At 69.3% G+C, this 13264-nt stretch carries 18 protein-coding genes and 1 pseudogene; 11 read left to right on the top strand and 8 right to left on the bottom strand.

Annotated elements, in window-relative coordinates; genetic code table 11:
• From EV147_RS25540 to EV147_RS25530, 3 genes and pseudogenes are all read left to right on the top strand, one after another.
• Positions 1-142 (top strand): annotated as a pseudogene (locus tag EV147_RS25540) (hydrolase); the annotation flags it as partial.
• Between the two features lie 233 nt (positions 143-375).
• The gene (locus EV147_RS25535) at positions 376-669 is read left to right on the top strand and encodes a helix-turn-helix domain-containing protein (RefSeq protein ID WP_130394024.1); all 294 of its coding nucleotides are present in this window, start codon (positions 376-378) and stop codon (positions 667-669) included.
• Positions 666-923 carry a HipA N-terminal domain-containing protein gene (locus EV147_RS25530; protein ID WP_130394023.1) on the top strand — a complete coding sequence of 86 codons (258 nt, stop codon included), beginning with the start codon at positions 666-668 and terminating at the stop codon, positions 921-923. The genes EV147_RS25535 and EV147_RS25530 overlap by 4 nt, the downstream gene beginning before the upstream one ends.
• A gap of 238 nt (positions 924-1161) precedes the next feature.
• On the opposite strand, the gene EV147_RS25525 is transcribed toward EV147_RS25530, so the two are convergent.
• Positions 1162-2175, bottom strand: coding sequence for a bestrophin family protein (locus EV147_RS25525; protein ID WP_130394022.1), 1014 nt, complete (start codon positions 2173-2175; stop codon positions 1162-1164).
• A gap of 240 nt (positions 2176-2415) precedes the next feature.
• Between EV147_RS25525 and EV147_RS25520 the strand changes: the two genes are divergently transcribed.
• Positions 2416-2970 (top strand): hypothetical protein, encoded by a 555-nt coding sequence (locus EV147_RS25520; protein ID WP_235845028.1) that lies wholly within the window; start codon positions 2416-2418, stop codon positions 2968-2970.
• Positions 2967-3452: a hypothetical protein gene (locus tag EV147_RS25515; protein WP_130394021.1), complete on the top strand. Its 486-nt coding sequence runs from the start codon at positions 2967-2969 to the stop codon at positions 3450-3452. Before EV147_RS25520 ends, EV147_RS25515 begins: the two co-directional genes overlap by 4 nt.
• 20 nt (positions 3453-3472) lie before the next feature.
• Here EV147_RS25515 and EV147_RS25510 read toward each other — a convergent pair whose 3' ends face one another.
• Both EV147_RS25510 and EV147_RS25505 read right to left on the bottom strand, forming a co-directional pair.
• Entirely contained in the window at positions 3473-3835 is a 363-nt protein-coding gene (locus tag EV147_RS25510; RefSeq protein WP_130394020.1) for a hypothetical protein, read from the bottom strand.
• 47 nt (positions 3836-3882) lie between these two features.
• Positions 3883-4284 (bottom strand): helix-turn-helix domain-containing protein, encoded by a 402-nt coding sequence (locus EV147_RS25505; RefSeq protein ID WP_130394019.1) that lies wholly within the window; start codon positions 4282-4284, stop codon positions 3883-3885.
• A gap of 68 nt (positions 4285-4352) precedes the next feature.
• Here EV147_RS25505 and EV147_RS25500 point away from each other — a divergent pair, with 68 nt between their 5' ends.
• From EV147_RS25500 to EV147_RS25485, 4 genes are all read left to right on the top strand, one after another.
• Positions 4353-5201, top strand: coding sequence for a class I SAM-dependent methyltransferase (locus EV147_RS25500; protein WP_130394018.1), 849 nt, complete (start codon positions 4353-4355; stop codon positions 5199-5201).
• 33 nt (positions 5202-5234) lie between these two features.
• Complete coding sequence (locus EV147_RS25495) at positions 5235-5588, top strand: hypothetical protein (RefSeq protein ID WP_130394017.1); 354 nt, start codon at positions 5235-5237, stop codon at positions 5586-5588.
• A 220-nt stretch (positions 5589-5808) separates the two neighbouring features.
• Positions 5809-6132: a hypothetical protein gene (locus EV147_RS25490; protein WP_130394016.1), complete on the top strand. Its 324-nt coding sequence runs from the start codon at positions 5809-5811 to the stop codon at positions 6130-6132.
• 205 nt (positions 6133-6337) lie between these two features.
• On the top strand, positions 6338-6676 hold the full coding sequence (locus EV147_RS25485; protein WP_130394015.1) for a cupin domain-containing protein: 339 nt from the start codon (positions 6338-6340) through the stop codon (positions 6674-6676).
• Positions 6677-6688: 12 nt separating this feature from the next.
• Here EV147_RS25485 and EV147_RS25480 read toward each other — a convergent pair whose 3' ends face one another.
• The 5 genes from EV147_RS25480 to EV147_RS25460 all read right to left on the bottom strand — a co-directional run bounded on the left by EV147_RS25480 (position 6689) and on the right by EV147_RS25460 (position 10624).
• Positions 6689-7297, bottom strand: coding sequence for a thioredoxin family protein (locus tag EV147_RS25480; protein ID WP_130394014.1), 609 nt, complete (start codon positions 7295-7297; stop codon positions 6689-6691).
• Between the two features lie 64 nt (positions 7298-7361).
• Positions 7362-7778 (bottom strand): organic hydroperoxide resistance protein, encoded by a 417-nt coding sequence (locus EV147_RS25475; RefSeq protein ID WP_130394013.1) that lies wholly within the window; start codon positions 7776-7778, stop codon positions 7362-7364.
• Between the two features lie 65 nt (positions 7779-7843).
• Complete coding sequence (locus EV147_RS25470; RefSeq protein WP_130394012.1) at positions 7844-8260, bottom strand: hydroxyquinol 1,2-dioxygenase; 417 nt, start codon at positions 8258-8260, stop codon at positions 7844-7846.
• Positions 8261-8579: 319 nt separating this feature from the next.
• Entirely contained in the window at positions 8580-9884 is a 1305-nt protein-coding gene (locus tag EV147_RS25465) for an ATP-binding protein (RefSeq protein ID WP_130394011.1), read from the bottom strand.
• Positions 9881-10624: a response regulator gene (locus tag EV147_RS25460; RefSeq protein ID WP_130394010.1), complete on the bottom strand. Its 744-nt coding sequence runs from the start codon at positions 10622-10624 to the stop codon at positions 9881-9883. The genes EV147_RS25465 and EV147_RS25460 overlap by 4 nt, the downstream gene beginning before the upstream one ends.
• 243 nt (positions 10625-10867) lie before the next feature.
• Between EV147_RS25460 and EV147_RS25455 the strand changes: the two genes are divergently transcribed.
• Both EV147_RS25455 and EV147_RS25450 read left to right on the top strand, forming a co-directional pair.
• Positions 10868-12646 carry a cytochrome c biogenesis protein DipZ gene (locus tag EV147_RS25455; RefSeq protein ID WP_130394009.1) on the top strand — a complete coding sequence of 593 codons (1779 nt, stop codon included), beginning with the start codon at positions 10868-10870 and terminating at the stop codon, positions 12644-12646.
• A gap of 97 nt (positions 12647-12743) precedes the next feature.
• The gene (locus EV147_RS25450; RefSeq protein ID WP_130394008.1) at positions 12744-13133 is read left to right on the top strand and encodes a hypothetical protein; all 390 of its coding nucleotides are present in this window, start codon (positions 12744-12746) and stop codon (positions 13131-13133) included.
• Positions 13134-13264: the final 131 nt, after the last annotated feature.

Below are 13264 nucleotides of genomic sequence, written 5' to 3'. Positions count from 1 at the left end.
GACCGGCCTGGCCAAGGAACACTCGGGCGCCTACGGCATGGGCATCGACTACGCCTACACGATGGTCCACAAGGCCGCCCAGCGCACGCAGACCCCCCACGAATCGATCGCGCCGGTCCATGCGCCGGTGATCGAGTACTGATTCTCCGGATGAAGGCCGCCGACCCGGTCGTCGGGCGGCGGCCTTCATTTTTTTCTGAAAAAGGATTTTGAGACACTTTTAAAGCGGCGAATTCCGTGGTATTCCACGGAATTCGCCTTTTGCATTGCACCCACCCCCAAAATCCGTAGAATTGCACGGATTACCTCGTTTTCGTGCACGAAATTCCTATAATCCGTGGAATGCCACGGATTCCGGAGCTGCCGGAGCCCGCCATGCGACTGACCATTTCCAATGCCGACGAGATCGGCGCCATCGTGCGTGCCGTGCGCAAGCACGGTGGCTTGCGTCAGGATGATGCGGCAGGTCTCCTCTCGGTCGGCGAGACCTTCATGCTCCGCCTCGAAAACGGCGAAACCTCGCTGCAATGGGACAAGCTCCTGAAGGTCTTGCAGGGCCTGGGCATCCGCGTCGAACTGGACGTGCCGGACATCACCGAGGCGGCGCTGGAGAAGGAAAGGCTTCGCCTGCAGGAACGCCACCGCCGGCGTAACCGGAGGCCGGCATGACCGAGCGCGCCCTCATTGCCAGTATCGACGGCAAGGTAGTTGGCACATTGCGCGCCGACCACGACATCTGGTCATTCGAGTACGACGCCCGCTGGCTGGCGGACCCGAAGGGTTTCCCACTCAGCCCGGCCCTGCCGCTCGATGACCCCATCGTCGACGGCAGCGCGCATCGTCCCGTCCAGTGGTTCTTCGACAATCTGCTGCCCGAGGAAGCGCAGCGCACGCTGATGGCCCGGGATGCCGGCCCGCGCTGACGGCAACCCTGGCGGGTGAGTTGCGCTGCCTGCGGGTGATCGTGCACGGCGTCATCGGCGACATGGTGCGCCAGTTGCGCTGATCATCCCGCTCGTCAACGCCGACAACAACCAGCATGCGGCGAACGAGAACCTGCACATGGGCAACTACGTCAATGGCGTACGCACGCTGTACGGGCTGATGACTTCGCCGTTCTGAGGCTGGCTGCCGCCGCAGGCGCGATCGCCTGCGGCAGCGTTACAGCACGATGGCCGGGCCGGCCGCCGGCGCCGGTGCCGGCATTTCGCCGACCTCGTCCAGCAAGTCCAGCATCTCCTGTTCGATCTTGCGGCACAGGTACGCCATCGGCACATCGTTGGCGTTGCCTTCGAACGGGTTCTCGGTGCTTTCGCCGACCTGTTCCAGCGCGAGGTACATCCAGGAGATCATGGCGCTGAACGGGATCACGAGCCAGATCAACTGGCCGTGCATCGCGCCCGACACGCTCGCGCTGAGTTTCTCGAACTCGGTCAGCACGCCAAACGGCAGCAGCAGACAGAACGCCCGCACGAACAGCTTGTTGACCACCGCATACTGCCGGGGATATGGGAAGTCCTTGATCCGCTCGGCACGTCCCTGCTGGTTCGACAGGCTACGCAGCGCACTGTTGAGTTCCATGTAGCACCCGTTTGGCAACGGGCCGGCGTCGAGCAGCCGCTTGAGCGCCGAGGATTGCAGGCCGAGCAGCCGCGTGGCCCGGCACGGACTGCGCAGCACACATTCAATCTCCGCTGCCGACAGATACGGCGCCAGCGCCTGGCCCAGCGGCGTCTCCCACTCGGGCACGCGGTAGTACTTGCGGTACTCCACGTTGCTGGCCTTGCCGGCGTTCTCCCAGACCTTGGGCGTGCGAAGCTGGTAGCGCAGCGCGGTCAGCCAGGCGCAGTGCCGCAGCACGAACTCGCGCGCCGCCGTGCGCTGCCCGATGAAATCCCGGCTCATCAGCCCCAGGCACCGGCTGCCATTGACGATCTCGGTCCAGATCTGGTGGGCTTCGAGCGCCCGTCCGTAGGTCTGGACGTTGCGGAAGCCCACGATGAACGAGGTAGCGGTGCCGAGCAACACCACCACGGGCGTGGGAATCGCCAGCCAGCGCAGGTCGAGGATCTGGTAGAGCAGCACCGGTAGCGATCCGCACGCCAGTGAGGCATAGATCTGCCGTCTCGACCAGACCGTGAACTCGAAGAGGGAATACGATTTTCCGAGGTGCATGGCGGGCGGTTCGTCAGGGTGTCAGGGGCGATGTTTCTCTCCTGCATATTGGCACCACCTCGGCTGGGAGCATTGGTGTATTTCATGCACGCCTGTGTTGCCGGGAGCGGCTGCATCGATCGCGCCAGCACCGTGTACGTTTTGCAAAGCCGCCGGACACCGTCGAATCGGCCACGTTTGGGTGACTTCCGGCCATTCGTCGCCTACGCTAGACGGGTTCGCCAGCTCCGCTCCGCCAGCATGCGCCCTCCGCCAAGACCGTCTTCGTGGGATCTCCATCGCCGCACTGCGTGGCGCCCTGCCACCCTCGCCGCCCTCGCCGCCACGCTCGGCCTGCTGGGCGGATGCACTTCGGTGCTGACCGAGGGCACCGTGGCCGGTGCCGGCATCGCGGGCGGGGTGATTGCGGGCGCGGTCACCGACGATGCGGCCGTGGCCACCGGCATCGGCCTCGGTGTCCAGGGTGCGGCGCGGGCCGCGCTGCAGTACAGCCAGCGCCGGGTCCATGCCACGGCGCAGACGGCCATCGCCTCGTCGGCCGGCCCGCTCGACGTTGGCGCGGTCACGGCGTGGGAGGTCCGGCATCCGGTGCCGATCGAGCCCGACGAGCAGGGCCGCGTGACCGTGAGCCGGCTGGTGGGCGGCCCCGACCTGCGCTGCAAGGAGATCGTCTTCTCGGTCGTCAGCGAGAAGGCGCCCGAGGCGTTCTACGTGGCGATGATCTGCCAGACCGCGCAGGGCTGGCGCTGGGCGTCGGCCGAGCCGGCGACCGAGCGCTGGGGGGCGCTGCAGTGAGAGCAGCCGCCCGCGCGGCGTTGCCGGTGATCGTTGCCGCCGCCCTCTCGGGCTGTTCGTCGGTGGGCGATGTGGCGGGCGCGGTCGCGGGCGTGGCGGCCGGCACCGCTTCGGCCAATCCGGCCGTGGCGATCGGCGTCGCCATCGGCGTCAAGGCCGCCACCGACGCCACGGCCAAGTACGTCTTCCGCACCTGGCACACCGCCGAGCAGGACAGCATCGCCGCCATCATCGGCACCACGCCGCCCGGCACCGCAGCGCCGTGGGAAATCCGCCACCGCATCCCGTACGAGAACCGCCAGGGCACCGTGCGCGTGGTGCGCGAGATCCGCTCGGCGCTGGCCGACTGCCGCGAGGCGCTGTTCTCGGTCGAGGAAGACAAGGAGACGCGCTGGTTCCAGGTGGTGGCGTGCCGGCAGGAGACCGGCTGGAAATGGGCCTCGGCCGAACCCGCCGTGCCGCGCTGGGGGTCGCTGCAATAGCCGGGAGCCGAGCCTGGCCGTCAGCGCGCCGCGTCGTCTTCGGGCTCTTGGAGCAGGTGCCCGTAGGCGTCCAGCTCCTTGCGGATGCGTGCCTCGCTGGCCGCGATGGCCTCGGGCGTGATCTCGCCGGCAACGAACTCCACCGACACGCGCTTCACGCGCGGCGTCTTGTCGACGATCTGCTGCAGCGTCTTGTTGAAGAATGCCTCGCCGGCCTTCAGCCCGAGCGGCTCGGGCACCAGCACCTTGACGAGCAGGATCTCGCCCTCGGTGCCCGCGGCGGCCTCTCCGGCCAGGGCGGATCGGAGAAACGTCTTCAGCTTCAGTACGCTGAGGGTGCCTGGCACGGCCACGTGGGCCACCCGGATCGAAGTCTTGCTCATGCCTGCTCTGCGTGCTCGTGGATCAGGCGCCGACTATACCAGCCGCGCTATTGCCGGAAGCCGCCCACCCGCGCAAACTCCACGATGCGCCGGAAGGTAGGGCAGTCCATGTGGCGCGGTGCCGGGCACGCGGCCGCATGGCGCAGGCCGTCGCGCAGCACGGTCAGCCGGCGGATCGTGCGGTCCAGTTCGTCGGCCTTGCCCGCCAGCAGCGTGCGGTCGATCCCGACCTCGCCCCCGTCCGCGAGCATCCGCGCGATCTCGTCCAGCGAGAACCCGCACGCCTGCCCCAGCGCAATCAGCGCGAGCCGCTGGAGCACGTCGGCGTGGAACTGCCGGCGCAGGCCGCGGCGGCCCGTGGGCGCGATCAGGCCCTTGTCTTCGTAGTAGCGCAATGTGGAGGCCGGCACGCCCGACTGCCGCACCACATCGCCAATATCGAGCTGCATGCTTCGCTTGACCTCAAGTCGGCTTGAACGCGCACAGTGTAGCTTTCCACCACCGCACCGCAACCGCCATGGACCATCGACCGCAAGCCAATACCGATCAGGAAACGCTCTGGAACGGCACCGGGGGCCAGGCCTGGGTCAGGAACCAGGCCACGCTGGACCGCATGTTCGCGAACTTCGAGCAGATCCTGCTCGCCCCGCTGCCGCCCGGCGCCGCGCTGCGCGTGCTCGACGTGGGCTGCGGCACCGGCGCGGTGACGCTGGCGGCAGCGCGCCGGCTTGGGGCGTCGGGGCAGTGCCTCGGCGCCGACCTCTCGGCCGCGATGCTCGACATGGCGCGCCAGCGGGCCGCCCGCGAGGCATTGCCCGCGCAGTTCGTGCGGGCCGACGCACAAACCCATGCGTTCGGGGCGGGCGTCTTCGATGCCGTGCTGTCGCGCTTTGGGGTGATGTTCTTCGACGATCCCGTGGCCGCCTTCCGCAACCTGCGCCACGCCACGCGGCCCGGCGGGCTGCTGCGCGCCATCGCCTGGCGCAGCCCGGCCGAGAACCCGTTCATGACCACGGCCGAGACCGCCGCCGCCCCGCTGCTGCCGCCCGTGCCGGCCCGGGCGCCTGGCGCGCCGGGCCAGTTCGGCTTTGCCGACCGGCAGCGCGTCGCGGCAATCCTGGCCGACAGCGGCTGGCAGGACCTCCAGATCGCGCCGATCGATGTCGCCTGCACGTTGCCCGAGCCGGAACTGGCGGACTACATCGGCTGGCTGGGCTCGGTCGGCCAGCGGCTCCTGACGGCCGATGCGGCAACCCGCACGCGCGTCATCAGCACCGTGCGCGCCGCGTTCGAGCCATTCGTCCATGGCGACGAAGTGCGCTTCACGGCCGCCTGCTGGCAACTGGACGCCCGCGCCACGCACTAGACTGGACAGGTCGCCAACTCCCCCCTGCCCGCCATGGCCGAATCCACGGAGCGCCCCGTCCCGCCACCCGCCGTGGTGCCGGCCGGCTATCGGCAGGGCATCATCACGGCGATCACGGTGCTGCTCGGTTTCTCGCTGGCGTTCTGGCGTTTCTGGGGGTTCGAGAGTCCGGGGCGCTGGAACGTCCGCGCGCTCGTGGCGGCGCTGTGCCTGGTAGCGGCCGTGGCGTTGCAGATCCTGTCGCTGTTCCGCGCGCTGCGCATCGAGGACGAAGTGGTGTCCGAGTACCGCAGGACCGTGCGCTGGTTCATCGCCTCGGCCCTCGCGTTGCTGGTGGGCCTGACCATTGCGATGCTCGATGCGGCGCTGGCCGAACACGCCGGATAGCTGCCGGGTAGCTGCCGGTGTCGGCGCCGGCCCGGCAGCGGTGGCGCCGGCCGTTGGCGTCCGCCCGACACCACTGCCCCGAATTCCTCCCGCGAGGCGTCAGCGCCGCCACTTTGTGGCCTGCGCGCCAACTGGTACGGCTCCTGCGTAATGGCCCGGGAGCGCGGCACAGCCAATCCGCCGCGCTCCCCGCTTGTCCCATCGCCATTGGAGTACCGATATGCCACGCCTCATCCCAACATCTCTCCTCGCCACCACGCTTGCCGCCACGTTGCTTGCCGGCGCCGCCCACGCCAGCCCGCGCGACAGCGTCCATGCCGGCGACCGCTACGGCTACGGCCAGCGCATCGACAGCCGCGACGTCTACACCGACGGCGCGCGCAGCGGCCGCTTCGATCCGTTCAGCGAGGGCGCCCGTGACGTCTCGCCGGCCACCTCGCGCGACCGCGACTCGGACCGCTCGCTCTCGGGCCTCGACCGCCGCGGCGTCTCGGCCGAGCCCTCGCGCCAGTTCGACGTCTACACCGACGGCGCGCTGGCCTGAGCCGGGCCGATAGCGCCATGGCATCGCGGGCCGGGCACGGATTGCCTGGCCCGCGATGCGGCGGGAATGACGGGTCGGTGTTTACGCTGGTTTTGCCACACAGCGCTTGCGTCCGGCAGGCGGTTTGCCCGTAGACTGGTAGCCACCACGCAGCGCAGGCCCTGCTGTTCCGATCAGCCAATCCTCCACCAGCGAGCGAAGAGCCATGTCGATTCCCCACCTTGCTTCCGGCCAGACCGCCAGCGTATTGCCGCTCGGCACCAAGCTCCACAGCACGCCCACCACCGCATTGTTCAAGGCGCCCCACATGGAGGTGGCCCGGCTCGTGATGCTGGCCGGCAAGCAGTTGCCGCCGCATGCCGTGGCCGGCCCGCTGACCATCCAGTGCATCGAGGGCGAGGTGGAAGTCGCGCTCGACGGCGGCGCGCAGCGGCTGCGCCAGGGCGACCTGATCTACCTGGCCGGCAACGTGCGGCACGATCTCAAGGCCCTCACCGATGCCTCGGTGCTGCTGACGATCGTGCTGCTCGGCAACGGCGGGTAGGCCGCCCGCCGGTCACTGCACCGGCGCCGGCGCCACCGCCATGGTCCGCACGGCCTCGGCGGACTTGTCCGTCTTGCCGGCGTTGCGCTCGGCCAGCAGCTTCCTGATCGCCGCCTCGGTGTCGCCGTAGCTGCCCTCGCCATAGTGCTGGTAGACGATGCGGCCGTTGGCATCCACCAGGTACAGCGCGGGCCAGTACTGGTTGTGATAGGCCGACCACGTGGCGTAGTTGTTGTCCTGCGCCACCGGATAGCGGATGCCGTACTCCTTGAGCGCCGCCTGCACGTTGGCCGTGGATTTCTCGAACGGGAATTCCGGCGTGTGCACGCCCACCACCACCAGCCCCTGGTCCTTGTATTTGTCGTACCACTTCGTCACGTAAGGCAGCGTGTTGACGCAGTTGCCGCACGCGTAAGTCCAGAAGTCCACCAGCACCACCTTGCCCTTGAGCTGCTGCATGGTCAGCGGCGGCGAATTCAGCCAATGCGTGATGCCCGCGAACTCGGGCGCGGCGCCCTGGTCCCCGGTGCGGGGGCTGGAGGCAAACGCACCGGCGGCGAAGTTGTAGAGGATGGCGACGCAGATCGCGGCGAACAGGGCGGGGACGAGGGTACGGCGCATGATGGGGCCTTTCAGGAAAAAGCCCCCCGGGCGCACGGGGCGCCGCGGGGGGCCGGACACGGGATCAGGCGATCTCGGTTTCGATATGGATGTTGCCGTGCAGCGCCTTCGAGTACGGGCAGGTGCCGTGCGCCGTCTCCACCAGCGTCTGCGCCACGTCCGGCGCGAGGCCCGGCAGGTTCACGCGCAGGCGGGCCTGCAGCAGGTAGGCGTCGGCCGTCATGCCCAGGTCGATCTCGGCATCGACGGACACGTCCGCCGGCAGCTTCACGCCGTGCTTTGCCGCGGCCTTGCCCAGCGCGCCGATGAAGCAGGCCGACCAGCCGGCCGCCAGCAGTTGCTCGGGGTTCGTGCCCAGGCCCCGGCTGCCCGGCGTGGACAGCGAGACGTCCAGCCGGCCGTCGTCGCTCGACGCCTTGCCGTCACGGCCCCCGCTGGTGTGGACGCGGCCGGTGTACAGGACTTTTTCGATGCGGATCATGGTGTGTTTCCTCTTGCGTTACGTTGGGGGGGGGTTCCGGGTAATTCGGCTTCGGTCCTGACGGCTCAGGCGTAGGCGCCGTCGAGGTACGGATCGACCGCGCGTGCCGGGTCGGCCGACACGCCGGTGCGGTCCAGGCCAGCCACGGTGTGGGCGCCGTCGTAATACGGGCTGCGGGGCTCCTGCACCGAGCGCGCGCCGTCGTAGTACGGGCTGCGCGGTTCCTGCACCGAGCGGGCGCCGTCGTAGTACGGGTTGCGCGGGGTGTTGACGGCCGCCACGGTGCGGGCGCCATCGGTGTACGGGCTGCGCGGCTCCTGCACCGAGCGGGCGCCCTCGCTGTAGACGTCGCGGTCTTGCTGGACGGTGCGGGCGCCGTCGGTGTACGGGTCGCGGGGGCTCTGGACCGAAGCCTGGGCGCCAGCGGCGGCGGCGGCAAGGGCAACGGCGAGAACGAGGCGGGCGGTAAGGGTCTTGGACATGATCGGGTTCCTCTAAGGTCGGTTTGCGTGAGAGTTGCGTCGGCGTCTTGCCGGTGCCGGGTTCGCTGCGTTGCGTTGCATCCGGCCACGGAACGTATTTAAGGCGCCTGACGTATCGCGCCCGTAGCGATCCCGGCCCGTTTATGTCAGGGGGAGTATCGACGGGGGACCCTGATACAGAGAGGTACAAAGCGGGGGAGGGGTGCCGGACGGCGGGGGGTCTTGGGGTCTTGCTCCCCTCTCCCGCAGTGCAGGAGAGGGGTAAGTCAGAATTTGAGACGTTTGAGCAAGAAAACAGTGGTTTTCTTGCTCGTTTGTCTCACTGGACCAGCCGGATCTCCGCCGCCAGTCCGCCGCCTTCGCGGTTCTTCAGCTTCAGGGAGCCGCCCACGGCCAGTGCCAGCTGGTGGGCGATGGCCAGGCCCAGCCCGCTGCCGCCGGTATCGCGGCTGCGCGAGCCTTCCAGGCGCACGAATGGCTGCAGCACGGCCTCCAGCTTGTCTTCAGGAATGCCGGGGCCGCGGTCGAGCACCTCGATGACCACGGTGTCGGCCTCGCGCCGCACCGTCAGTTCCGCCGCGCCGCCGAATTTCAGGGCGTTGTCGACCAGGTTGGTCAGCATGCGCCGCAGCGCGTGGGGGCGGGTGGTCAGGGCGCCACCGGCGTTCTGCACGATGGAGACGGCCTTGCCGGTGTCCTGGTAGTCGTAGACCAGGCTCTCCACGAACGCGCCGAGGTCGATCCGCGAGGTCTTCTCGCCCTCGCCGCTCGTGGTGCGCGCGTAGGCCAGCCCCTCCTGCACCAGCGTCTGGATCTCGGCCAGGTCGCTGACCATCTTGCGCTTTTCCTCGGAATCCTCGGCCATCTCGGCACGCAGCTTCATGCGCGTGATCGGCGTCTGGAGGTCGTGGGAGATCGCCGCCAGGATCTGCACGCGCTCCTCCACGAACCGGGCGATGCGCTCGCGCATGGCGTTGAACGCGCGCGCGGCGTGCGCCAGCTCGGTGGGGCCCGATTCGTCGAGCGGGGTCGATTTCGTGTTGGGATCGAGCGATTCCGCCGCGTGGGCCAGCGCCACCAGCGGCCGGATGGCCAGCCGCACGGCAAACCAGCAGCACAGCACCAGCAGCAGCAATTGCAGCACGAACGTGTACGGCAGCCACTGGGCCACCGGCGTCATGCGCGGATGCACGTCGATGGTCAGCGGACTGCCGTCGCTGAGCGTCAGGTGCGCCTGCAGCCGCTTGCCGTCGCCGGGAATTTCCTCCACGGACACCGGGAAGCGCCCGCCGCTGGCGTCCATGATGCGCTGGGCGATGTCGCGCCCGCGCTGCGTCATCTCGGGCGTGCCCGGCAAACCCGGCCCCAGGATGTACTGGTAGTTGCCCCGGTTCACGCGCGGCAGCCACTGCGGGCGCTCGGCGGCCGGCAGGCGGTCGAGAATTGCCACGGACGTGGCCACGTCGGTTTCCAGCGTGCCGAGCATCACCTGCCGCGCCGACAGGTAGCGCTCCGAGAACAGCAGCGCGAACGACAGCAGGTGCGCCACGATCAGCCCGCCCAGCAAGATCAGGAACAGCCGCGACCCCAGCGAGCGCGGCCACAGCCAGCGGCGGATGGTCACTGACGGGCCTCCCGGATCTCCACGGGCATCGAGAACACGTAGCCTTCGCTGCGCACGGTCTTGATGTACGCGGGCTCGCGGGCGTCGTCGTTGAGGCGCTGGCGCAGGCGGCTGACCAGCAGGTCGATCGACCGCTCGAACATCTCGGCCTCGCGGCCCTGCGTCAGGTTCAGCAGCTGGTCGCGGTTCAGCACGCGCTGGGGGTGGTCCACGAACACGCGCAGCAGCCGGTATTCGGCGCCGCTCAGCGCCACGATCGTGCCGTCCTGGTCGATCAGGTGGCGCGCGGTGGTATCGAGCTGCCAGTCGCCGAAGGCCAGCATCTGGCCCGCCTCGGTGATCTGCAGGTTGGGCGGCAGCATGCGCGTGCGGCGCAGCACGGCCTTGATGCGCGCCAGCAGCTCGCGCGCGGCGAACGGCTTGGTCAGGTAGTCGTCGGCGCCCATCTCCAGGCCGATGATGCGGTCGGTCTCGTCGTCGCGCGCCGTCAGCATCAGGATGGGCGTGGTCTTGTGCTTGCCGGCGCGCAGTTCGCGGCACAGCACCAGGCCGTCGTCGCCGGGCAGCATCACGTCCAGCACGATCAGGTCCACCGTGTTGGCGTCCAGGAACTGGCGCATGTGGCGGCCGTCCGGCGCCATGGTCACGCGCAGGCCGTTCTTGGTCAGGTAGGTGGAGACCAGCTCCCGGATCTCGCGGTCGTCGTCGACGATCAGGATGTGGTCTACGTGCGTTTCCATGCTGTTTTCACCTTTTTTCTGTCGGGATGGAGGGCGATCCGTCCGGTTGGCCGCCATTGTATGGGGGGTGGCGCCCCGGCGTGTATCGCAGTGTATCTGGCCGCGCGGCGCCCACAGTCCGGTACAACTTGGCGTTTCGGCGACACATTGGCGGCAGATCGGGGGCGTCTCATGGCGTCATGCCGGCCCCGCCAGGCATTGGCAGCCCGCGCTGCGGCCCGACCGACCCGAGAGAGACCCACCATGACCCTGCTGATCCTTGCCTACCTGGGCGGCGCCCTGACCATCCTGAGCCCCTGCATCCTGCCCGTCCTGCCGTTCGTGCTGAGCCGGGGCACGCAGCCGTTCCTGCGCGGCCGGCTGCCGATGCTGGCCGGCATGGCGCTGACCTTCGCGGGCGTGGCCACGCTGGCCTCGGTGGGCGGCGCCTGGGCCGTGGAGGCCAACCAGTACGGCCGCTACGCCGCGCTGGCGCTGCTGGCCGTGTTCGGGGTCTCGCTGCTGGTGCCGCAACTGGCCGGCTGGCTGGCGCGGCCCGTGGTGGCGCTCGGCAACCGGCTCACGGGGCAGGCGCGCAACGCCGGCCCGGCCGCGGGCCCGTCGGTGTGGGGCTCGCTGCTGCTGGGCGTGGCCACCGGCATGCTGTGGGCGCCGTGCGCCGGCCCGATCCTCGGGATCGTGCTGACCACGGCGGCGCTGCAGGGCGCCAGCGTGCACAGTTCGCTGCTGCTGGTGTCGTACGCGGCCGGCGCCGCCACCTCGCTGGCGCTGGCGCTCGGCGTGGGCGGGCGGCTGTTCGCCGCGATGAAGCGCTCGATGGGCACCGGCGAATGGCTGCGCCGGGGGCTGGGCGTGGGCGTGCTGGCCGGCGTCTGCGCCATTGCGTTCGGCGCCGATACCGGCGTGCTGGCGCGGCTGTCCACCGGCAGCACGGCCGGGCTGGAACAGTCGCTGATCGACCGCTTCCACTTCCGCCGCAGCCCATCGACCCAGGCCAGCCTGCCCGCCGCCCCCGGCATGCTGCTGGCCGCCAACGACACCAGCGCCGGCTTTGCCAGCCGCCTGCCCGTGGAGGGAACCATGCAATCGTTCGACGGCGCCGTGCAGTGGTTCAACTCGCCCCCGCTCACGCGCGCGCAACTGAAGGGCAAGGTCACGCTGGTCTATTTCTGGACCTACTCGTGCATCAACTGCATCCGCACGCTGCCCTACCTGCGCGCCTGGGCCGAGAAGTACCCGAACCTGACCGTGGTCGGCGTGCACACGCCCGAGTTCGCGTTCGAGAAGAACCCCGAGAACGTGCGCCGCGCGATCGCCGATTTCAAGATCAGGTTCCCGGTGGCCCTGGACAGCGACTACCGCATCTGGCGCGCCTGGGGCAACAACTACTGGCCCGCCGCCTATTTCGTCGATGCGCAGGGCAACATCCGCCACCACCAGTTTGGCGAGGGCGACTACGCCGAGTCCGAGCGCGTGATCCAGGCGCTGCTGGCCGAGGCGGGCCAGCCGTCCGCCGCGCAGGGCCTCGTGACGCCCGACGCGCCCGGAGCCCAGGCCGCCCCCGACCTCAAGGACCTGCGTTCGGGCGAGACCTACCTGGGCTACGCGCAGGCGTCGAACTTCGTCTCGCCGGGCGGCTTCGGGCTGGACCTACTGCGCACCTACACGGTGGGCCCGCTGCGCCTGAACCAGTGGGGGCTGCTCGGCCCGTGGACCGTGAACGCCGATTCCGCCACGCTCGACCGCGCCGATGGCGGCATCCGCTACCGCTTCCAGGCCCGCGACCTGCACCTGGTGCTCGGCCCCGCGCCGGACGGCCGCGCCGTCCGCTTCGTGGTCACGATCGACGGCAAGCCGCCCGGCGCCAGCCACGGCGCCGACATCGACGCCAATGGCAACGGCGCCATCACGGCGACCCGGCTGTACCAACTGGTGCGCCAGGCCGGCGAGGTGGGCGAGCACACATTCGAGATCCGCTTCCTCGATCCCGGTGCCAAGGCGTACGTTTTCACATTCGGGTGATCTTTAGCTCACTCCCGGTCGTCGACGCGCCGCTTTGACCACCACGCCCGCGCGTGGCAGCATCGCGGCTCGTGCCTTTTCAGGAACAGGAGCCTCGATGACCGGATTTCGCGCCGTGCTGCTTGCAGCGATTGCCACCCCCTTGCTGGGCGCCTGCGCCAGCGGGACGAGCATGCAGTATCTGGAATCTCAGGATGGCAAGGAACTGCGTTCGGACGCCAGCGTGGGCGACCTCGTGCTCTGCCTGAAGCGCAAGCTCGGCGACGATGCCGACGTGCTGGCCTACCCCGAGCCGGGCAAGGTCGATGTGCGCGTGGGCTACGGCCACCGCGCGGACGCCGGCTATTCCTACCTGATCCGGCTGCGCGCGGCGCGCCAGGGCACCAACGTGGAAATCAACAGCGCGGGCGACTTCCGGCCGATGCTGAGCCAGGGCCGTGTGACGGGCTACATCAGGGACTGCAAGCCGGGCACGGCGGTGCGCTGATACGCTGCCACCCGGGCCGCGCGTTAAGTCCTTTCACGCGCCGATCTGACACCTTTCGAGCGGGGCCCGCACGCCGGGGCCCGTGCGGCATACTGCGCCGGCGGGGCGCCTGCCCCCGGAACATGAAAGGT

Origin of the sequence: Cupriavidus agavae (assembly GCF_004217045.1) — a bacterium.
Taxonomy (GTDB): domain Bacteria; phylum Pseudomonadota; class Gammaproteobacteria; order Burkholderiales; family Burkholderiaceae; genus Cupriavidus; species Cupriavidus agavae.
The sequence above is the reverse complement of the archived record's forward strand: the minus strand, read 5'-3'. Positions and strand labels throughout refer to the sequence as shown.